This window comes from Streptomyces lanatus (assembly GCF_014655715.1).
Taxonomy (GTDB): Bacteria; Actinomycetota; Actinomycetes; order Streptomycetales; family Streptomycetaceae; genus Streptomyces; species Streptomyces lanatus.
In genome coordinates, this window is sequence record NZ_BNBM01000001.1 from 982,082 (window position 1) to 1,002,245 (window position 20,164).

At 70.0% G+C, this 20,164-nt stretch carries 18 protein-coding genes; 8 read left to right on the forward strand and 10 right to left on the reverse strand.

Features of this window, described 5'->3' with window-relative positions; all coding sequences use genetic code 11:
- Positions 1 to 6 precede the first annotated feature (6 nt).
- On the reverse strand, positions 7 to 2,166 hold the full coding sequence (gene cyc2, locus IE325_RS04335; protein WP_190068285.1) for a germacradienol/geosmin synthase Cyc2: 2,160 nt from the start codon (positions 2,164 to 2,166) through the stop codon (positions 7 to 9).
- Positions 2,167 to 2,347: 181 nt separating this feature from the next.
- Here cyc2 and IE325_RS04340 point away from each other — a divergent pair, with 181 nt between their 5' ends.
- Positions 2,348 to 3,589 carry an endonuclease/exonuclease/phosphatase family protein gene (locus tag IE325_RS04340; RefSeq protein ID WP_190068286.1) on the forward strand — a complete coding sequence of 414 codons (1,242 nt, stop codon included), beginning with the start codon at positions 2,348 to 2,350 and terminating at the stop codon, positions 3,587 to 3,589.
- Between the two features lie 138 nt (positions 3,590 to 3,727).
- On the opposite strand, the gene IE325_RS04345 is transcribed toward IE325_RS04340, so the two are convergent.
- The 4 genes from IE325_RS04345 to IE325_RS04360 all read right to left on the reverse strand — a co-directional run bounded on the left by IE325_RS04345 (position 3,728) and on the right by IE325_RS04360 (position 7,078).
- On the reverse strand, positions 3,728 to 4,477 hold the full coding sequence (locus IE325_RS04345; RefSeq protein ID WP_190068287.1) for an ABC transporter ATP-binding protein: 750 nt from the start codon (positions 4,475 to 4,477) through the stop codon (positions 3,728 to 3,730).
- Positions 4,478 to 4,514: 37 nt separating this feature from the next.
- Positions 4,515 to 5,294 carry an ABC transporter permease gene (locus IE325_RS04350; RefSeq protein WP_229911666.1) on the reverse strand — a complete coding sequence of 260 codons (780 nt, stop codon included), beginning with the start codon at positions 5,292 to 5,294 and terminating at the stop codon, positions 4,515 to 4,517.
- 94 nt (positions 5,295 to 5,388) lie between these two features.
- Complete coding sequence (locus tag IE325_RS04355; protein WP_190068289.1) at positions 5,389 to 6,168, reverse strand: ABC transporter permease; 780 nt, start codon at positions 6,166 to 6,168, stop codon at positions 5,389 to 5,391.
- A 1-nt stretch (position 6,169) separates the two neighbouring features.
- Positions 6,170 to 7,078, reverse strand: a complete 909-nt coding sequence (locus IE325_RS04360; RefSeq protein ID WP_229911639.1) for an ABC transporter substrate-binding protein — start codon at positions 7,076 to 7,078, stop codon at positions 6,170 to 6,172.
- 156 nt (positions 7,079 to 7,234) lie between these two features.
- On the opposite strand from IE325_RS04360, the gene IE325_RS04365 reads away from it, so the two are divergent.
- Positions 7,235 to 8,533 (forward strand): cytochrome P450, encoded by a 1,299-nt coding sequence (locus tag IE325_RS04365; RefSeq protein ID WP_190068291.1) that lies wholly within the window; start codon positions 7,235 to 7,237, stop codon positions 8,531 to 8,533.
- Positions 8,534 to 8,566: 33 nt separating this feature from the next.
- On the opposite strand, the gene IE325_RS04370 is transcribed toward IE325_RS04365, so the two are convergent.
- From IE325_RS04370 to IE325_RS04380, 3 genes are all read right to left on the reverse strand, one after another.
- Positions 8,567 to 9,754: a damage-control phosphatase ARMT1 family protein gene (locus IE325_RS04370; protein ID WP_190068292.1), complete on the reverse strand. Its 1,188-nt coding sequence runs from the start codon at positions 9,752 to 9,754 to the stop codon at positions 8,567 to 8,569.
- 31 nt (positions 9,755 to 9,785) lie between these two features.
- A complete protein-coding gene (locus IE325_RS04375; RefSeq protein WP_190068293.1) occupies positions 9,786 to 10,433 on the reverse strand; it encodes a ScbR family autoregulator-binding transcription factor in 648 nt (215 codons plus the stop codon).
- Between the two features lie 73 nt (positions 10,434 to 10,506).
- A complete protein-coding gene (locus IE325_RS04380) occupies positions 10,507 to 11,457 on the reverse strand; it encodes a ScbA/BarX family gamma-butyrolactone biosynthesis protein (RefSeq protein WP_190068294.1) in 951 nt (316 codons plus the stop codon).
- A 194-nt stretch (positions 11,458 to 11,651) separates the two neighbouring features.
- On the opposite strand from IE325_RS04380, the gene IE325_RS04385 reads away from it, so the two are divergent.
- Complete coding sequence (locus tag IE325_RS04385) at positions 11,652 to 12,329, forward strand: ScbR family autoregulator-binding transcription factor (protein ID WP_190068295.1); 678 nt, start codon at positions 11,652 to 11,654, stop codon at positions 12,327 to 12,329.
- Between the two features lie 141 nt (positions 12,330 to 12,470).
- On the opposite strand, the gene IE325_RS04390 is transcribed toward IE325_RS04385, so the two are convergent.
- Positions 12,471 to 14,279, reverse strand: coding sequence for a S8 family peptidase (locus IE325_RS04390; protein WP_190068296.1), 1,809 nt, complete (start codon positions 14,277 to 14,279; stop codon positions 12,471 to 12,473).
- A 377-nt stretch (positions 14,280 to 14,656) separates the two neighbouring features.
- On the opposite strand from IE325_RS04390, the gene IE325_RS04395 reads away from it, so the two are divergent.
- The gene (locus IE325_RS04395; RefSeq protein ID WP_190068297.1) at positions 14,657 to 15,589 is read left to right on the forward strand and encodes a lytic polysaccharide monooxygenase auxiliary activity family 9 protein; all 933 of its coding nucleotides are present in this window, start codon (positions 14,657 to 14,659) and stop codon (positions 15,587 to 15,589) included.
- An 18-nt stretch (positions 15,590 to 15,607) separates the two neighbouring features.
- On the opposite strand, the gene IE325_RS04400 is transcribed toward IE325_RS04395, so the two are convergent.
- On the reverse strand, positions 15,608 to 16,261 hold the full coding sequence (locus IE325_RS04400) for a Tat pathway signal sequence domain protein (protein ID WP_190068298.1): 654 nt from the start codon (positions 16,259 to 16,261) through the stop codon (positions 15,608 to 15,610).
- 563 nt (positions 16,262 to 16,824) lie between these two features.
- On the opposite strand from IE325_RS04400, the gene IE325_RS04405 reads away from it, so the two are divergent.
- From IE325_RS04405 to IE325_RS04420, 4 genes are all read left to right on the forward strand, one after another.
- Positions 16,825 to 17,484 carry a DUF6230 family protein gene (locus IE325_RS04405; RefSeq protein WP_190068299.1) on the forward strand — a complete coding sequence of 220 codons (660 nt, stop codon included), beginning with the start codon at positions 16,825 to 16,827 and terminating at the stop codon, positions 17,482 to 17,484.
- Positions 17,484 to 17,903 (forward strand): DUF6114 domain-containing protein, encoded by a 420-nt coding sequence (locus IE325_RS04410; protein ID WP_190068300.1) that lies wholly within the window; start codon positions 17,484 to 17,486, stop codon positions 17,901 to 17,903. The genes IE325_RS04405 and IE325_RS04410 overlap by 1 nt, the downstream gene beginning before the upstream one ends.
- Before the next feature lie 34 nt (positions 17,904 to 17,937).
- Positions 17,938 to 18,738, forward strand: a complete 801-nt coding sequence (locus IE325_RS04415) for an SAM-dependent methyltransferase (protein WP_190068301.1) — start codon at positions 17,938 to 17,940, stop codon at positions 18,736 to 18,738.
- Positions 18,739 to 18,980: 242 nt separating this feature from the next.
- Entirely contained in the window at positions 18,981 to 19,976 is a 996-nt protein-coding gene (locus tag IE325_RS04420; protein ID WP_190068302.1) for a substrate-binding domain-containing protein, read from the forward strand.
- Positions 19,977 to 20,164 lie beyond the last annotated feature (188 nt).

Genomic DNA, 20,164 nt, shown 5'->3' on the forward strand with positions numbered 1-20,164 from the left:
GGGGGGTCAGCCGAGGACCGGGACCGCGGGAGCGCGGTCGGGCAGGAAGCCGTGGGCGCGGCGGGCCAGGTACTCGGCCTTGTAGCGGGGGACGGTCCGGTGCCAGTTCAGGATGCCCGCCATCCAGTTCTGGAGGTCGACGACATAGTTCTCCATGATCTCCCGGGCCTCTTCCGAGAGGCCGAAGTCCTCGTACACGATGGGCAGTTCATGCGCGGCCACATGCTCGAACTGCTGCATGCGCTGTGTCATCAGATCGTGGACGACATGGAGCGCGGTCGGGTAGTCGACGCCGAAGAAGTTCTGCACGACGAGGATCGAGTTGTGGATCTCGCCCTCGTACTCGATCTCCTTCTGGTAGGAGAAGACGTCGTTGAGGAGGCAGGCGTAGTCGACGGCGGCGTTCTCCAGTGAGCGGACGGGGCCGCTGCGGTACACCTCCGACGGTACGGCGGGGCCGTGGCCCATTCGGCACAGGCTGAGGGTGAGGTCGGCGCCGAAGGTGGCGCGGCGCATCTCCAGGTAGTCGACCGGGTCGGGGATGCGGTTCTGGAGCTGGTTGGACAGCTCCCACACCCAGCTCTCGGTCATGACGTCCACCGAGTCCTTCACGGCGCGCCGTTCGTCGGCGGTCATGCCGGCGGTGGTGTGCGCCCACAGGTCGATCAGGCCGCGTTCCATGCCGTTGGCCGGGACGATCGGCGGCTCGCCGTCGAGGGGCATGCAGTCCGAGAGGCGCTGGGTGGTGAGCCGGGCGGCGGCCAGGTCGCGGCGGTGGCCGAAGACGAGAGGGTAGTAGTCGTCGCCGTAGGTGCCCCAGGCGAGCCACCGGGCGCTGAGGTCGAGGGCCTCGGGGGTGCCGTCGGGGTCGAGGCCCGCCGAGCACAGCGCGAGGTCGTAGGCGGCGAGTTTGTCCTCGTCCCAGACGCCCTCCTGGAGCATGCCCATGCGGTGCATCCAGTCGGTCAGGCGCACCCGCGTGGCGGCGAGGTGCGGGCTGAGCTCGCACTGGTACGGCATGTGGAAGTCGGGCAGCAGGGAGGGGCCGACCTTCTGGAACGGCACATGGGTGTACGCCCGCAGGCGTTCGGCGCCGGCCGAGGCGAGGAGTGCGCCCACGTCGGCGGCGGAGGTGCCGGGTCCGGTCAGGCCGCGCCAGGGTGTGGTCGGCTCGGCGCGTGCGTTCATATAGCGGCTGGAGCGCATGTGCCATTCGTGGCCGCCGGACTGCCAGTCCTGGAGCCCCTGGGCGTACGAGGCGACGGCGGCGACCTCCGCGGGGGTGAGTCCGTGCTCCAGTGCCACGGCCGGGACTTCGGTGAGGGCGGTGTGCTCGAACTGGTGGAGGCGGGAGGTGAGGACGTCGTTGACCAGGTCGGCGGCCTGCTGGGTGGTGCAGTCGAAGAAGGTCTCCAGCACCAGGACGCCGTTGCTGAGTTCGCCCTCGTCCTCGACCTCGCGCTGGTAGGAGAACAGGTCGTTGCGCAGGTGCACGGCGTCGGAGAACGTCTCCATCAGCACCCTGAGCGGCCTGGACTCGGCGACGGACGCGGGGACTTCGGCGGTCGCGTACTCCACGAGGCCCGAGGACCAGGGGGCGCCGCCGACCTTGCGGCGCATCTCGATGTACTCGACGGGGTTGGCGATACGCCCCTCGTTGATGTTGGACAGCTCCCACAGGGACTCGTTGAGGAGGTGCTCGGTCGCCACGGAGAAGCGGCGGTGCCAGTCGGCGGACATCGTGGGCACCGTGCGCGTCCACAGGTCGGCGAGGCCCGCCTCGACCGGATTCTGCGGCTCCGGCATCGGGGCCGAGAGGTCCATCGGCATGAACAGGGGCAGCCGGTCGAGGTAGGCCTTGCCGCCGGCGCGGTCCTGGGTGCGCTTGAAGGTCTCCAGGAAGTGGTCGTCGAAGAAGAAGACCCACACGTACCAGTCGGTGATGAGGGAGAGGGCGGGGCCGTCGCACTCGGGATGGGTGTAGGCGCAGAGCAGGCCGTAGTCATGCGCTTCCAGGTCGGCCTGCTCCCAGATCCCGGACCCCTCCAGCATGCCCATCTCGCGCGCCCACTCGGTCGAATGGGCGCGGGCCTCGTCGACATGTGGGTTCAGCCGCGCGGGATACGGCATGTAGAAGTGCGGGAGTTCGAAGGGCTGCTGCGTCATGGCCGGGCCCTACCCCTGGGCTCCGGGAGGCATCCGCGGCGCGGGACATGATCACACCATCGCGTGAATCGCGGGTGAAGTCGGGAGTTCTCGGCGGGCCTTGTGGCGTTCATCTCTACGCGCGCAGACTTTTCGAGCCTCAAGTGAATCCCCCTTTGTCCCCTCCCGCACCGGAGTCGCGATGACCCCCACCGGATCCCTCTCCCGCCGTACGGCACTGGCCTCCCTCGCCGGGGCGGCGCTGGCCACGACCGCGGCGCTCCCTGCCTCGGCTTCCGAGCGGCATGGCCGCCGGTCCGTCCGGTTCGCCACCTTCAACGCCTCCCTGAACCGCGGCACCCAGGGCGCGCTGATCACCGACCTGTCCACGCCGGACAACGTCCAGGCGCGCAATGTCGCCGAGACCATCCAGCGGGTCGACCCGGACGTCCTGCTGATCAACGAGTTCGACTACGACGAGCAGGGCAGCGCGGTCCGGCTGTTCCTGCGCAACTACCTGGCCGTGGGGCAGCGCGGTGCCGCGCCGGTCCGTTTCCCGTACCACTACACCGGTCCCGTGAACACGGGCGTCGCCACCGGTGTCGACCTCGACGGGAAGAACGGCGCGGTCACCACGCCCGGGTCGGACGCGTACGGCCAGGACGCATACGGGTACGGCTGGTTCCCGGGGCAGTACGGCATGGTCGTGCTGTCGAAGTTCCCGATCGACACGCGCGCGGTGCGCACCTTCCAGCGCTTCCTGTGGAAGGACATGCCGGGCAACATCATGCCGCCCGGCTACTACAGCGACGAGGCCCGCGCGATCCTGCGCCTGTCCTCCAAGAGCCACTGGGACGTGCCGGTGTGCATCGGGCACGACACCGTGCACTTCCTCGTCTCGCACCCGACGCCGCCCACCTTCGACGGCACCGAGGACCGGAACGGGCGGCGCAACCACGATGAGATCCGGCTGTGGGCCGACTATGTCGGTGGGCGTCGGCGCGGTTCCTATCTGTACGACGACAAGGGGCGGCGGGGTGGGCTGCGGGTGGGGGCGCGGTTCGTGATCGCGGGTGACAACAATGCCGATCCGTACGACGGGGACAGCTACGACCACGCGATTCTGCAGTTGCTGGACCACCCTGCGATGAACCTTCCCGCTGTGCCGCCGGCCAGTGCGGGGGGTGTGGAGGCCGCGCGGGTCCAAGGGGGCGCCAATGCGGCGCATCGCGGTGATCCGGCGTATGACACCTCCGACTTCGGGGACACCGCGCCGGGGAATCTGCGGGTCGACTATGTGCTGCCGTCCAAGGGGCTGGTGCCGGGGGGCAACGGGGTCTTCTGGCCGACGTCCGACGATCCGTTGTATCGGCTGGTGGGGGATGGGGTGAGTGTGCCGACTTCTGACCATCGGATGGTTTGGCAGGACGTGCGGGTGGGGTGAGTCGGGGAGGGGGCGGCGGCCGGTGGGCGGGGCGTGTTTCGCCCCCGCCGCCCCTACCCGTCCCATCCTCGAGAGGCTCCGCCCCTTCGACCCCAGGCCCTCTCTGGGGGCTGCGCCCCCAGACCCCCGCTGCCGGCCCTATCTCTTGCGGACCGCCCTGCCCACCTCCGACCTCAAGGTCACGAACTCCGTCAGGCCGCGGGTCGTGATCTGGTCCCGGGTGTCGGGGAGTTCGACCGGGAGGTCGAGGACGATCTTGGCGGCGGGGCCCGGGGAGAGGACTACGACTCGGTCGCCCAGGTAGACGCTCTCGTCGATGTCGTGGGTGACGAAGACGATGGTCGCGCCGTCGGTGCGGTGGACCTCCAGCAGGAGGTCCTCCAAGTCCTCTCGGGTCTGGGCGTCGAGGGAGCCGAAGGGTTCGTCCATGAGGAGGAGGGAGGGGCGGCAGACCAGGGCGCGGGCGATGGCCACGCGCTGCTGCATGCCGCCCGACAGCTGCCAGGGGTGGCGGCGGGCCGTGTCGGTGAGGCCTACTCGGGCCAGGATGCGGTCGGCCTCGGCCCGGCGTTCGTTTCTCGGCAGGCCTCTGCGGCGCAGTGGGAGGGCCACGTTCTCGCGGACCGTGAGCCAGGGGTAGAGGGAGCGGGCGTAGTCCTGGAAGACCACGGCCAGGTTGTCGGGGACGCCGCGCACAGGAGTGCCGTCCAGGGTGATCGTCCCGTCGTACGTCGGCAGCAGGCCCGCGACGGTGCGCAGCAGTGTGGACTTGCCGCAGCCGGACGGGCCCACGACACACAGGAGTTGGCCGTCCGGCACGGTGAGGGTGATGTCGTGCAGGACCTGGTGGTCGCCGTAGTGCTGGCCGACCTCGTCTAGGCGGAGCATGGCTGTCCCTGGGCGGAGGTGATAGGGGGCGTACGGGTCATACGGTCGTCGTCCTCCCCTTGCCGATCAGTCGCTTCTCGACCGCCAGCAGGCCGGTGTTGAGGAGGTAGCCGAGTGCGCCGAGCAGGACCAGTGCCGACCAGACGGTCAGCAGGTCGGAGCGGGACTGGGCGTCGGTGAGGGTGAAGCCGATGCCGTTGGCGGTGCCGGGGAGGAGTTCCGAGAACACCATGAGGATGAGGGAGAGGGAGAGGCTCAGCCGCAGGCCCGCGAAGATGCGGGGCAGCGCGGAGGGCAGGATCAGGAAGCGGAGCCGTTCGACGGGGGTGAGGCGCAGCACGGCGGCGACCTCGATGCGCAAGGGGTCCGTGTCACGGGCGCCCTCGGCCGTGTTGATCAGCACCGGCCAGATCGCACTGAAGACGATCGACGCGATCTGCATCGGCGTACCGAAGTCCAGGATCACGACGAACACGGGGACCAGAGCGGGCGGCGGGACGGCGCGAGCGAACTGCAGAACCGGGTCGCACAAGGCGTACACGCGTCGCGAGCGGCCGATCGCGACGCCGAGCGCGATCCCGGCGACGGCGGCGATCCCGAACCCGGCGGCCATCCGGCCGAGGCTCGGCAATATGTCTCCGACCGCCGCCTCCGTGAGGAACACATGCCGCGCGGGCCCCGAGAACCAGAGATCGAGCGCGTGCCCCGCGATCTCGACGGGCGGCGGGAAGTACACGCTGCCATGAGCCCCGGCGACCAACTGCCAGACCACCACGGCGAGCACAAGCACCGTCCAGCGGAGCAGGGCGTGGCGCACGGCCAACCGGCCCGCACCACCGGCACCAGCCGCACGACCTACACGACCCGCACCACCCATACGCGCCCCAAGACCGACCCCCCTCACCCCACCCTCACCCAACCCCCCGCCGCCCCGGCGTCCACGGAAACAGCCTCCGCTCGCCCCACACCAACACCCCGTTGATGACCAGCCCCAGACCCCCCGCCCACACCACCCCCGCCAGCACATCGCGTGTGCCGTCCGTGGCCAGGCCCGCCTGGGCGATGAAGATGCCGAGGCCCTCGCCGAAGCCGGAGAGGATCTCCGTGGCGACGGCGAGGATGAGGGCGACCGCGGCCGAGATGCGGATGCCGGCGGCGATGAAGGGGGCCGTGCCCGGGAGTTCGACCCGGAGCAGGACACCGACGCGGCCGAAGCCGAAGGCACGGAGGGTGTCCTTGGCCAGGGGGTCCGTCTCGGCGAGGCCGTAGATGGTGTTGAAGAGAATCGGCCAGACCGACGCGTACGTCACCAGCGCGACCTTGGTCTCCGTGCCCGAGCCGAGCAGCAGCGAGACCAGGGGGATCAGCGCGACGGACGGCAGCGGCCGCAGGAACTCCACGATCGCGCGTACGGCGGCGTCGACGACCGGCACGCTCCCGAGGACCAGGCCGACCGGGACGGCGATCCCGATGGCGAGGGCGAGGCCGAGCGCCCAGGCCCGCAACGTGGCGGCGATGCCGTCCAGGAAGACGGAGTCGCCCGCCAGTTCCACGGCCCGCGCGAGGACTTCCGAGGCCGGCGGGAGATAGCTGCGCCGTACGAGCCCGGAGCGGGAGACGGCTTCGCAGGCCCCGACGGCCAGCAGTACCCCCAGACCACCCAGAAGGAATTGTTCCTGACGGGCCTTCACGTCACTTGACCAGCAACGTCGCCGGATCGATCGGCTTCTTCAGCATCCCCTGCTTCTTCATGAGGTCGGTGAGCCGGGTGAGCTGCGCGGCGTCCATGGCGGGCGGGAAGACGGGCAGGTCGATGGACCTGGCCTGCTCCTCGGTCACCTTGGTGTACGTCGGCAGGGTGTCCCGCACGACGGACGGATCCTTCTCGGCGATCTCCACGGCCGCCTTGATGGCCCGCTGGAACGCGGCCAGCGTCCTGCCGTGTCCGTCGGCGTAGGCACCCGTGCTGATGTAGCCGCTCAGCGGAATGGCTTCCACGGGGGCCGACGAGCCGTCGACGAGGACCCTGGCGTTCAGCTCGTCCTGGATGGCGCTGTCGTAGGGCTCGACCGCGTGCACGGCGTCGACCTGCCCCTTGTCGAGGGCGGCGCCCATCTGCGGGAAGGGAATCGCCCGGTAGACCGGCTTGCCCACGCCCTGTTTCTCCACGATCTCGTCGAAGGTCAGCGACTGGACGTTGTTCAGGACGTTGACCGCGAGCTTCTTCCCCGCGAGATCGGCGACGCTCTTGATGTCCGAGTCCTCGGGCACCAGCACCTCCATCATGCGCGGCGCCGCCCTGATCGCCTCGGCGACGATCCGGATGTCGAGGGTGCCCTTCTCATGGGCCTGGAGATAGGTCACGTAGTTCGCGCTGGCGACCATGTCGATCTGGCCCTTGGCCAGTGCGGGCAGCGCCTGGAGGCTCTGCTGGATCTGCTGGATACGGACGTCGAGCCCCTCCTTCTCGAACAGGCCCCGCTCCTGCGCGATATAGAGGGCGGCGCAGTCGATCAAAGGCAGGGCCGCCACCCTGACGGTCTCCCGCCCGCCGGCCCCGGACGAGGAGTCCCCGTCGCCGCCGCAGGCCGTGACCGCCACCAATATGAGGGTGGCCGCGGCGGCCCTCGTTCCCGAGCGCAATTGACGTAAGGGCATGACGTCATGACTAGCAAGAATTTGTCATGATCACCACATACGGCGATACGGAGATGTGTCGACCTGTCGATCTCCACCGACTTACGCCACCTTGGTCACATGGCTTCCTCCCCCGTCCCCGATACCCCTGCCCCCGACTCGCCAGCTCTCGATACCCCCGCCCCCGATGTCTTCGACCCCCGCCAATACGCCACCGGCGTGCCCTACCCCGCCTACCGCATCCTGCGCGACCACCACCCCGTCGCCCGGCAGGACGAGTACGAGGTGCTGGGCTGGCCCGCCGGGCCCGGGTTCTGGGCGGTGACGCGGCACGCGGACGTGGTGCGGGTGCTCAAGGACTCGGCGACGTACTCCTCGCGTCTCGGCGCGACACAGATCCGCGATCCCGATCCGGAGGACCTGCCGTTCATCCGGCGCATGATGCTCAACCAGGATCCGCCGGGGCACGGACGATTGAGGCGGCTGGTCAGCCGGGCCTTCACTCCCGGACGCGTGGACCGTTTCGTCGGGGTCGCGGAGGAGCGGGCGCGCTCACTCCTGGCGCAGGCCCTCGACACGGCCCGCGCCACGGACGGCACCGTGGACCTGGTCACCGCCGTGACCGACGACTACGCACTGCTCAATCTCGCCGACCTGCTGGGCGTGCCGGAGGCCGACCGCGGGCTGCTCCTGCACTGGACGCAGCGGGTCATCGGCTACCAGGATCCTGACGAGGCCGGTCCCCAGGTGCTGGACGGGGAGGGCAGGCCGGTCAATCCGCGGTCGCCCGCGATGCTGCGGGACATGTTCGCCTACGCCCGCCAACTGGCCGCACACAAACGGCGGTTCCCGGCCGACGACGTGATGACCACTCTCGCCAACGATCCCGAACTCGACGGACCCGAACTGGAGATGTTCTTCTTCCTGCTCACCGTCGCCGGCAACGACACCGTCCGCAGCGCGGCGCCGGGCGGGCTGCTGGCACTCGCCGAGCACCCGAAGTCGTACGAGCGACTGAGGACCCGTGACGTCGAACTACCCGCCGCCGTCGATGAGTTGCTGCGCTGGCACCCCCCGGTCCTCACCTTCCGACGCACCGCCACGCGAGACGCGGAACTCGCGGGGCAACGCATCCGCGCCGGTGACAAGGTGGTCGTCTTCCACGCCTCCGCCAACCGCGACGAGCGCGTCTTCGCCGACCCGGACCGGCTGGACCTGTCCCGCAGCCCCAATCCGCATGTGTCCTTCGGCGACGGCCCGCACGTCTGCCTGGGCGCGCACTTCGCACGGCTTCAGCTGCGCGTGCTCTATCGGGAGACCGTCCGGGCGGCGCCCGTACTGCGGAAGGCGGGCGAGCCGAAGCGGCTGGTGTCGAACTTCATCAACGGCATCAAGTCCTTGCCGATGCACGTCACTTGAGCCGAGCGACGACCGGGCCCGCCGCCCGAGCGGTCACCCCCGTACCTGAATCAGCGCATGCGTCCCGCCGGTGCGCCACTTCTGGCCCTCCGCCGCCACCAGCGCCGCCTCCGTACGGGCGTCCAGGCCGGTGATCACGTCGGACTTGAGGGTACGCAGGGCGGCGACCGAGCCGGGGAAGTAGGCGGTGACGTCGAGGAAGGGCGTGGTGGGCGGCCAGAGCCGGTCGCCGACCAGACGGCGGTAGTTGAGGTCGCCCTTGAGGACGGTGAGGGTGGCGGTGGCGAGTTCCCCGCGCAGGTCGGCGGGCATCTCGGCGTACGGCAGCGGGGCGCTGGAGAAGGGGTGCGCGCGGACGGCGAGGCGGCCGTCCGTGATCGCCGACCAGAGGGTACGGCCGTAGTCCGCGGCGGCGCCGGGTGCGGACGTCAGCCGGCGCAGGGCGTCGAGCACATCGGCGTGCGTGGCGTCGGAGACGTAGTAGGGGTACGGCTTGATGTGCAGGACGGCCCGGCCGATCCGCCCCTGGGTGAGGAGATGGGCGATGAGGAGCAGGTCGGGGATGAGTTCGCGGCCCGCGTTGTCGGCGATCAGGCAGAGGGTGGCGGTGCCGGAGGGCGGGAGCAGGGACCAGAGGGTCTCGCTGTCATCGGACACCAGGGGCGGGGTGTCCGAGGCGGTGGCGGCCTGCGCGGCGGACAGCCGGAAGCCGAGGTCCGCGCGATTGCCCCACAGCGAACCGTGCAGCAGGGCCCGGTCCTGTTCGTCGGTGGGCCGCTCGGCGAGGGGGTCGAGGGCGGCCAGTTCCTCGTCCGTCTCCGGGGCGTTCAGTTCGGCCAGTTTGGAGGGGCGGAAGGGGTCGATGCCCAGCCAGGGGCCGGGGGTGAAGTAGCCGACGGCTTCGAGGAGTTGGCGGTAGAAGAAGCTCTCCGACCACAGCCACGGTACGTCGAACCAGGAGCGGCCGGTGTACGCCTCGGCGCCCCACGCGGCCCAGCGGTCCCGGTCGTGCGCGTCGGCGGGGAGCGGTTCGATCACGCCTTTGGTGCAGCTCGCGAGGAGCGCGTCCAGGGCGCGGTGCCGCTCGGGGTCGTACGGGAAGGAGTCCCGCACCTGGCTGATGATCGCGGGATGCCGTTCGGCGAGCACGCTGTGCGGGAACGAGCCGGGTTCGTTCCCGAGGAGCACGGACGCGGGCGGGGTGTCGGACCTCTCGGGCATGCGGCTCACGGTACCGCCCGTGTCATGGGGCTCATACGGTCTTGATCTCCCGCTCCAGCTGTGTCGCCAGCGCGAGATAGCGGGCCCGGCGGGGCACCGGGACCAGGCCGCGGATCATGAGGTGCCACATCTCGGCCACTCTGCGGGGCTGGCGTGCGACGGGTTCGAGGGAGCGGCCGACGACCCGGGTGCCGACGAAGAAGCAGACCAGGGCGTGGGCCGCGGCCTCGGTGTCGACGTCCGGGTGGATGTCGGCTTCCCTGGCGGCGCCGTGGAGTCTGCGGGTGGCGATGTCAAGCAGTTCGTTGAAGGGGTGCCGCAGCGGCGGCCGTATCACCACTCCCCCGGTCGCCAGGCGCAGGCCGGCCCGGGTGATCGGGCCCTCGACGGCGAGGCGGGTGATGCCGAACGTCGTGCGTATCAGCGCCTCCAGCGAGGTGTGGCCGCGGGCCTCCATCTCACCGGCCACCTGCCGGGACGCCCTGGACTGGAGCTCCATGATCGCCTGCGCCAGATCCTCCTTGGCCGCGAAGTGGAAGTACAGCGCGCCCTTGGTGACCTGGGCGTGTTCGACGATGTCGCTCAGGCTCGTCGATTCATAGCCGTGACGGTCGAACAGCTCGGCTGCGGCCGTGAGGATCGTGGTGCGGGTCTGTTCCGCGCGTAACTGCCTCGCCATCGGCTGGACTCTCCTGGGCTACGGGAAAAGAACGGGTCATGCCGTTTGTTTCTTACTCCCCGTACACGATAGCTCACCCGTCCACGGTGCCCACCTCGCACTCGAAGACCGTCGACTTCCCCTGCCGCCCCAGGACTTGTACGTCGGATCCGTCGCCGCCGTTCGCCTCTTCCTTGCCGGCGGTCTCTATCCATGCGGGCAGGTCGAGTTCGGCGTACCGGTGGAAGACGGCACGGAACGAGGCGGGTGTGCGCCGGCCGCTCCCCGGGCGGGCCCGCACCGCCTGGCGGGCGGCCTCCAGCAGGAGCATTCCGGGCACATGGTCGAGTGGGTGGTCGAAGAAAACAGCATGGGCGGTATCGACTCGCAACTGCCAGCGGTCGGTTCGGCCGGTCGGGGCGAGGACGACGTCCCCGGGCAGGGCGCGGTCCACGACGGCGGGGGCCAGCCCGCGCGGGACCGGCAGCGCGGACACGGTCGTGGCGTTGCGGCCACCGCGAAGTCGGCGGTAGACGGCCGCACTTGTCCAGGCAACGGCCACCTGCGCGGTCGCGACGCGTTCGTCGTCGAGGAGTACGTCGGTGTCGTAGCGGAATCCGGCGGGGCGGCCGCCGCGGTGCTCGACATCGGTGACGGTGATCCGGAGAACCGGTGCAGCGGGGGCGGGGCCCAGGGCCAACCGCTCGGGACGCGTGGCGATCCGCAGTTCCCGGAGGACGAACTGGTGGCCCAGCGGGACGTCGTAGGCGGTGTGCGCGAGCAATGCGCCGGCCTGGCGGGCGGTTTCCGCGACCAGCAGGGGTTCATACGCCGACCGGTCGGGCGACACGTGTAACTGGTGGGCACGCGGCCACTCCGCGAAGACCGTGAACCGGTCGGTGTCGATGCTGGTCACCCCGGTGAGAAACGTTTCCGCCAGCGAGGCGCGGTGCACGAGTTGGCGCGGTACGGTGGCCGTCAGGCCGTGCGGCGCCTCGGGGGTCGCGGCGAGCGGGGCCGTGCTGAGGTGGCGCGGATGAGACATGTCCCCTCCATGGGTCCCCCGTATGTGCGCGCTTGACATACGGCGAGGTGCCCGTGCCGCGAGCGTTAGAGTACGAGCCGACCGGTTTGTTTTCAATGCGGCCTGGGGTCGCCCGGCCCTGCCCGAACTGCTCCGGCGTACGCCGAGCGCGCAGGTCTCGACTCGGCGCGGCCGGAAACATACGGAGGGCTGTCATGGCGAGGCAGGAGCGCGCCATCAGAACGCGGAGGGTGATCCTGGAGGCCGCGGGCGCGGTCTTCGACGAGCACGGTTACACCGCGACGACCATCTCGATGGTGCTGGAGCGGGCCGAGGTGACCAAGGGCGCCCTGTATTTCCATTTCCCCTCGAAGGAATCCCTCGCCCAGGCCGTGCTGGACGTGCAGATCCCGCTGGGCGCGGTGCCGCCACAGCCGTGCAAGCTCCAGGAACTCGTCGACGTCACCTTCGTGTTCGGCCGACGGCTGCTGCACAACTCGCTCCTGAAGGGCAGTGTGCGGCTGGCGGTGGACCAGTGCGCGCCGCCCGGTGTCGACCACTCCGGTCCGTTCCGACAGTGGGCCGACCATCTGGTGGTCGTCCTCGAACAGGCCCGGGACCAGGGCGAGTTGCTGCCCACGGTGGAGCCGCGGCAGACGGTCGAGCTGCTGGTCGGCGCCTTCGCCGGCGTTCAGCTGATGTCGCGGGCGCTGACCGACCGGGCCGATCTGGCGGAGCGGATCTCGGTCCTGTGGGGGCATCTGCTGCCGAGCATCGCGGTACCGGGGGTGCTGACCGGCATCGACCGCGATCCCGACCGGGGGCTGCGGGTGCTGGCGGCGATCGGTGAGAGCGACGACGAGCAGGCGGACCTGGACCTGTTCTGTCGCTGAGCGTTTCGCGCACAGACCGGAGTGGCGGTTTCCAAGGCCTGTTTCCAGCCCTTCGCGGCATACACACGACGGGCCGGCCGATGCCCCATCCGCATCGGCCGGCCCGCCCGTTTGTGGTACGCGCCCGCTGGGGGCGCGCGTTCAGAAGGTCAGCTTCCAGCTGTTGAGCCGGCCCGTGTCCTGGGCCGCGGTGTCCTGGACGCGCAGCTTCCAGGTGCCGTTGGCGATCTCGCCGGAGGCGTTGACCGTGTAGGTGGTGCTGATGTTGTCCGCGGAGTCCGAGGAGCTGGCGGACTTCAGCCGGTAGGTCGTTCCATCCGGCGCGACCAGGTCGACGACCAGGTCACCGCGGTAGGTGTGGGTGATGTCCACGCCTACCTGGAGGGCCGAGGGGGCGTTGCCGCTGCGGCCGCTGACGGTGATCGGGGACTCGATGGCGGAGCCGTTGTCCGGGATGGAGACCGCGGAGGTGCTGGTGAAGGTGGTGCCCCCCGTGGAGCCGCCGGAGCCGCCGCTCACCGCCTGCACCGTCTTGGCCGCGTCCGCGAGTCCCGCACCGCAGCCGCCCGAGCAAGTGCCGGGAAGAGTACGCGAGTTGGTCTTGATCGCGGACTCGATCTGGGCCGGGGTCAGCGAGGTGTTCGCCGACTTCATCAGCGCGGCCAGGCCCGCGATGTGCGGGGCGGCCATGCTGGTGCCCTGGTAGTACTGGTAGCTCTCGGACGAGGGGCCCTGGCCGCCGGAGTTCAGCGTGGACAGGATGCCGTTGGACGTGACCGAGTTGGTCTCACCGCCGGGAGCGGCGATGTCGACGATCGAGCCGTAGTTGGAGTAGTAGGAGCGGTTCCCCTGGCGGTCGGCGGCCGCCACGCTGACGACGTTGCCGCAGCTGGCCGGCGAGTAGTTCGCCGCGTTGTCGTTGCTGTTGCCCGCCGCGACGACGACCGTGGTGCCGCGGTTCACTGCGGCGTTGATGGCGCTCTGGGTCGCGGTGGAGCAGGCACCGCCGCCGCCCAGGCTCATGTTGATGACCTTGGCGACATTGGCGTTCGCCGGGACACCGGAGACGGTGCCGCCGGACGCCCAGGTGATGGCGTCGATGATGTCGGAGTCGTAGCCACCGCACTTGCCGAGCACCCGCACCGGGGAGACCTTCGCACCGTGCGCGATGCCCGCGACGCCCTTGCCGTTGTTGGTGACGGCGGCGATGGTGCCGGCGACGTGCGTGCCGTGCCAGGAGGAAGTGGTGGCGGGGGCGCCGGCCTGGCACTCGTTCGCGGCGGTCCAGTCGCCCGGGTCGGCCGGGTTGCTGTCACGGCCGTTGCCGTCGTTGCCGACCGTCGCGTCGGAGATGAAGTCATAGCCCGCGACGATGTTGGCGCCGAGGTCGGAGTGGGTGACATAGCCGGTGTCGATGACGGCGACGGTCACCCCGCTGCCGGTGGCGACGTCCCAGGCGCCCGGCACGTTCATGCCCGCGGTGCTCTCGAACAGGTCCCACTGCTTGCTGTACTCGGTGTCGTTGGGCGTGGCCAGCGGCTTGTTCAGCCGGTCCGGTACGACATAGGCGACCTGCGGGTCGGCCTGGTACTCGGCGACGACGTCGGCGACGTCCGCCCTGGTGAGGTTCGCGCCCAGGTCGACGAGGGCGGCGCCGGAGCCGAGGCGGCGCTGGAAGTCGAGGTTCTCGCCGGCCTCCCCGCCCTTGGCGGCGGCGTCGGCCTCGGCGGCCTTGTTCGACTTGGCCTCGGCGGCGCCGGACTTGTAGCCGACGATGAGGCGCTCGGCCGGGGTGCCGGGCGCGGCCTCGGCCTGGGCCACGGGGACGGCCGCTTCCGGGGCAGGGGAATCCTGGGCGACGGCGGCCGTGGTGGTGGCGGCCGTGAAGAGCGCGGCGGAGACCGCGGCGACGGATATCAGCTTCCGTCTGAGGGAGGTTGAGGTTCGCAAGGGGAGTGCCTTTCGTGGCCGGCCGAACTCCGGGCAGCGCGGAGCGGCGGACGTTTTCGCTTCGTCCTCGAAGCGGCGGGGGGTGTTTCGAAAGTGCGGGGTGCGGAGTGGGGGGCGTTGCGACCGGCCTGGCACGAGCAGCGACCCGTTCGGGGTTACCTGTGGGTCGGCTGTGGTCGAACGATAGGCAAAGAAAAGGTCACCGGGATACAGGGGAAACCCTAGATCCGGCCGGAAACCCACCCTCTACGTCGGCCGTTCGACCGGTATCGACGGGCTCTGCCCGGTTCGTCGGGCGGTGAACGCGCCGGGCCCGTCCCCCGTACTGGACGAGGACCCTTCCCACGCCGGCCGAGGAGACGTTCCGGATGCCCCGGATGCCCTGGATGAGATCGCATCGCTCCGCCCTGGCGGCCGCCGCCGTCACGCCGTTGCTGCTCACGGTGTGGGCGGCGGTCCCGGCCCGTGCGCATGGCGCCCCGACGGATCCGGTGAGCCGGGTGTACGCCTGCTCGCCGGAGGGCGGCAGCGCGTCGGACTCGACGGCGTGCCGGGCGGCCGTCGCGGCCAACGGCACCCCCTTCACGGCCTGGGACAATCTGCGGATCGCGAACGTGAACGGCCGGGACCGGCAGGTCGTCCCGGACGGCAAGCTGTGCAGCGGCGGACTGCCCGCCTACCGCGGCCTCGACCTCGCCCGCGCCGACTGGCCGTCGACCCGGCTGGCCCCGGGTGCGTCCCTGACCATGCGCTATGTCTCGACGATCCCGCACACCGGCACGTTCCGGCTCTATCTCACCAAGCCCGGCTACGACCCGGCGAAGCCGCTCACCTGGTCCGACCTCCCGGACCGGCCGTTCGCGGAGGTGAAGGACCCGGCGCTGACGGACGGGGCGTACCGGCTGACGGCGAAGCTCCCGTCCGACCGCTCGGGCAGGCATGTGCTGTTCACGATCTGGCAGAACAGCAGCACGCCGGACACCTACTACTCGTGCTCCGACGTGGTGTTCCCGGACCGCGAGAGCGCCGGGAAGGAGGCCGACGGGGACGCGGACCGCGACAACGGCCGTACGGCCGCGGCCTCTTCGCCCGCGAAGGAGCCGCGCACGAGCGAGCCGCGTACGGCCGACCCCACGCCCACCGCTTCCGCCCCCGCCGAGACCGCGCGCACCCAGGGCGACAGCACGCCGGTGGCTTCCACCGGGGCCGCCGACTCGGGGCCGTCGACGCCGTTGCTGGCGGGCGGCGCCGCCGCGGTGCTGGTGCTCACCGGGGGCGCCGCCCTGGCGCTGCGCTTGCGCAGGAGGTGAACTCCGGCGCGGTGGGGGTCAGTTGACGTAGACCGCCGCGCCGCTCGCGGTCACCGGGGCGTACTTGGCGGTGAAGTAGCCGTTGGCGAAGCAGAGGGAGGAGCCGGAGACCTTGGCGAACGCCGCCCTGTTGAAGTTGATCGTGTTGTCGTCGTTGCTCGCCGTGCCGGTCAGGCTGGGGGCCTGGTAGACGCAGTTGATGCTGCCGAGCAGGGTGCGCAGGACGACCGTGGTCTGGATGGTGGAGCCCGCGGCCGGGGTGACGGTCACGGTGCCGTCCGAGGCCACGGCGGCGCTGTACGGCAGGTTGTTGACCGTGATGCTGGTGACGCCGAGCACGCCGACCACGTTGGTGGTGCAGCTGGCGGCGTCGAAGGTGTGCGCGGAGACCGACTCCGTCGCGGTGCCGGGCGCACCGGGGTTGTCCGTCACGGAGGCCGTGAACTGGGACGACGTGCAGGAGATGCCGCTCGTGCCGGTGGCGCTGGAGTAGAACGTGGCAGCGGTGCCGCTCGCCAGCGGTGCGGTGAGCACCTCGCCGGCCGCGACCGCCGTACCGCCGACGGAGCCGGTGGTCAGGACGGCGCCGTCGGCCGCCGATGCGGGGCCGGCCAGCGGGAGGGTGAGGGCGGCGACGGTGCCGGCGAGGGTGAGGAGGGTGCGGGTGCGCATGGGGGTGTACCTCGTCTTTCGTTGCGGGGAGTGCGCCGTTGCCGGTCCGTGCCGCCTTCTCCGTACGGCACGGACCGGCAACGACAGGGGCGGCCGACACGGACCGAGGGGGGAAGCGACCGTGACGGCGGGTGGAGGGACCCCAGGGAGGAGATCCCAGGAAAAGGAAATGTGAAGGACATCAGGTCCGGGAACGCGGGCAGAGGCCACGCGGCGGCGGATCCGGCGCCACGGATCCAAGGGGGGAGCCAGGGAGAGTTGTAGACCTGTGGGTCAGTCAACGTCAAGGAGTAGAAAGGGAGTTGATGTTGTCGAGAGGTTTCTTTCGAGGGCCTCGGAGGAGCCCGACCCACAGGTGAGGCACAACCAACACCCTTTTCACACAACTCCCTTGACCCTGGAGTGTAACCACCGGTAACTTCCCGGCTTGGCTACTGCGGAGTACGAGAAAGCCCTTGCATCCGCCGGGAGTTGCGAGGAGACGTGCGAAGCGGGCGCTGTCCGCGCCAGGACAACGTGCCACTGATGCCCTACCCGCACTTTTCATGCACCTGGGAGCAGTTATGGCCTCGTCCTCGGACGTCAACTCGTCCGCAGACAACACCCCTGAGAACCCGGAAAGCGATTCCGTGAGACGTGGGCGGGTCCGGGCCCGCCGTGCCGCCGTGATGGCGGTGCCGGCCACCCTGGTCGCCGCCACTCTCGCCGTCCTCACCGCCGAAGGCGCGCTGGGCGTTCAGTTCGCCATCTCCGGCATGCCCTTCACCGTCACCGCGACCGAGCTCGACGGCGAGGGCTTCGAGCAGTTCGGCGGCCTCGACGAGATGGCGCCGGGCAGCCCCAACGCGGGGGACACCGGCGGCCAGGTCCTGGTCGTCACCTCCGCGATCAAGAAGGCCAAGCTCACGAAGCTGTGCCAGAGCGTCGACCTCGGCGGCACGAATCTGCTCATCAAAGCCGGCGAAGGAAAGGACAAGGTCACCGCGACCGATCTGACCACCGACTCGACCGAGCTGTCGGGTGACGCGGCGTTCAAGAACATCGAGATCGGCAACGACGCGAGCACCCTGACCAAGGCCGGAGTGAAGGGGCCGATCGGGGTCTTCAGCCAGCAGGCGGACCATGTGTTCATCAAGGACCTGCGGCAGACCAACTACGCGACGACCGCCGCGGTGTTCAAACTTCCCGGTCTGAAGCTCAGCTTCAGCAGCAAGGGCTGCTGATGAGCGGGCCCTCGGGTTTCCGGTCGGCCTTCCGTCGTTGGAGGGCCGACCGGCCGTTCTGGGGCGGGCTGCTGCTCGCCCTGGGCGGCGGGTGGATCCTGCTCACGATGAAGGCGTCGCTGAAGGTCGTTCTGCATGTCGGTATGCAGGGGGTGGCGGGGTATCTGCTGCCCGGGCTGATGGTGTTGCTGGGGTTGCTGACCCTCTTCAACCCGGCTCAACGGCTCTTCTACTCGATCACCGGGGTGCTGGTGACCCTGGGGACCTGGGTCACGTCCAACCTCGGTGGGTTCTTCCTGGGCTTGCTGCTGGGTGTGGTCGGGAGCTGTCTGGCGTTCGGATGGCTGCCGGATCAGGAGCCTCGGCGCAGTCGGCGGCAGCGGAGGAAGGAAGCCGCGCTGGCGCCGCCACTCCCCTAGGTTGGACGCCTCGCCCCAGCCCCAGGAGGCCCCCTTGTCCGAAGGCATCGACACCGAACACGCCCACTCCGCCCGCATCTACGACTACATCATCGGCGGCAAGGACCACTACCCGGCCGATCGTGAAGCCGGTGACGCCATGGTGCGGGAATGGCCCGCGCTGCCCGTCCACATGCGGGCCAACCGGGACTTCATGAACCGGGCCGTGCGGTATCTCGCCCAGGAGGCGGGGATACGGCAGTTCCTGGACGTCGGGTCGGGGATACCCACCTCGCCGAACATCCATGAGATCGCCCAGGCCGTCGCACCCGAGTCCCGGGTCGTGTACGTCGACAACGATCCCCTTGTGCTGGATCTGTCACGGGGGTTGATGTCCGGCACCCCCGAGGGGAGGACCGCGTACATCGAGGCCGACATGCGCGAACCGGCCGGCATTCTCGACGCCCCGGCCTTCCGCGAGACCCTCGATCCGGACCGGCCCGTCGCGCTCGCCGTGATCGCGATCGTGCACTTCATGCTGGACGAGGACGACGCGGTGGGGATCGTGCGGCGGCTGCTGGAACCGCTGCCGGAGGGCAGTTACCTCGCCATGTCCATCGGCACCGCCGAGTTCGCGCCGGACGAGGTCGGGCGGGTGGCCCGGGAGTACGCGGCGCGGGGGATGCCGATGCGGCTCCGTACACACGCCGAGGCGGCGGAATTCTTCACCGGTCTGGACCTTGTCGAGCCGGGCATCGTCCAGGTGCACAAGTGGCGTCCGGACGGCACGGGCACCGAGGTGGTCCGGGACGAGGACATCGCGATGTACGGGGCGGTCGCGCGCAAGTCGAGTTGACCCGGTTTGCGGACGCAAGCAATATGGGCGGGCCGCATTCCGGTTCGCCCTCCCGCCAGCGGTTCATCACGATGTGGCAGCATCGACTCACGCGGTGTGGTTGCACACTTGACTACCGAAGGTCACACGCGATTGGCTCCGCCACAGCGAGAGTTCACCAGGTCGGCGAACTCCCAGTGAGGAGCCGGCCGTACGCTCGTACGTTCCTCCGGCTCGGCCGCACAGCGAGGTGCCGCACCCTCATGAAGACTCCACCCCCCTCCCCCGCCCACACGAGCGTCGCGGCCCTCACCGCCGCCGTCTGTCTGCTGCTGGCCGGCTGCTCCGCCGTCGGCGGGACGGACGACGCGTCCGGCGCGGCCACGGCGGGCGGCGCACGGCTGAAGGTCGCCCTGATCACCCACGGCGGCGAGGGCGACGCCTTCTGGGAGCTGGTGCAGAAGGGCGCCCAGGTGGCGGCCGCCAAGGACGACATCGACCTCACCTATGCCGCCGACGACGACCCGGCGGGCCAGGCCGGGCTGATGCGGGACGCGATCCGGCAGAAGGTCGACGGCATCGCGGTGACCCTGGCCAAGCCGACGGCGATGGCGGGGCCCGTCGCCGAGGCCCGCGCGGCCGGTATACCCGTGGTCGGTCTCAACTCAGGTATAGACGACTGGAAGCCCGCGGGGCTCATCGAGTACTTCGGCCAGGACGAGAGCGTCGCCGGCCGTGCCGTCGGCGACAAGCTGGACGACCTCGGGGCCGGACACGCGCTGTGCGTGATCCACGAGCGCGGCAATGTCGCCCTGGAGGCGCGCTGCGCGGGCGTGAAGAAGGCGTTCGGCGGTGAGACGGAGAACCTCTACGTGGACGGCACCGACATGGACGCGGTGACGGCGACCATCGAGGCCCGGCTGTCGCAGAACCCGGACATCGACGAAGTCGTCACCAACGGTGCCCAGTTCGGGCTTGCCGCGGTGAAGTCGGTCGACCAGTCCCGCTCCAAGGCCCACATCGCGACGTTCGACCTCAATAAGGATCTGGTCAAGGCGGTCCAGGACGGGGACGTGCAGTTCGCGGTGGATCAACAGCCCTATCTCCAGGGCTATCTCGCGGTGGACTCGCTCTGGCTCCACCGCACCAACGGCAACACCCTCGGCGGCGGCGAGGCACCGGTGCTCACCGGGCCGGCCTTCGTCACGAAGGCGAACGTCGCCTCGGTCGCGAAGTTCGCCGCCAACGGAACCCGCTGACCGGACAGTTCCCCCGACGGTGTCGCCAAAGAATCGGTCACGCATGACGCGTACGCTCACTTGTACGGATAACATCCTGCGCACCCCCTGTGACGTGCCGGACACGCTGTCACCCCTGGCGCTCGTCCCCCCGTCCCCCTCCCCCACCGCCTCCGTGCTGCCCCCGCCCGCCCTCCGCTGATCGCCCT